Raw genomic sequence first — 363 nt, forward strand, 5'->3', positions numbered from 1 at the left:
TTTATTATTATCAGTTTGTTGGCACAATCATTTTGGTTATTGGGTAAACGCTATTTTGTACGTGAACAACGTAAAAAAGAAATAGCCCTCCATTTTAAGGATTTGCATCCTTATGAGCAATTAGGTGTTGTTTGGTTGTTGGATGCGGCTAAAGATCAACAGGTTTTTATTGAACGAGTGTATGCCCAATCTGGCTTGTTAAACAACATTGTTGCCGCCCAATTTGATTATAAAAATGGGAATTATGACGCAGCTTTGCAGCACTTGGAGCAATCGGCGCCGGTCGCGTTTGAATTGGCTGAATTGCAACGTATAGATATTTTTTTAGCGCAACAACAAGAAGAAAAAGCACTCACGCATTTA

1 protein-coding gene is annotated in these 363 nt (G+C 38.3%); it reads left to right on the top strand.

Annotation, left to right across the window (positions count from 1 at the left end):
- Positions 1-363 (top strand): hypothetical protein (locus AC2Q9J_RS17695; RefSeq protein WP_499041975.1); only part of this gene is annotated, 363 nt, incomplete at both ends.

This window comes from Planococcus sp. RAB007_Raresut (assembly GCF_057369535.1).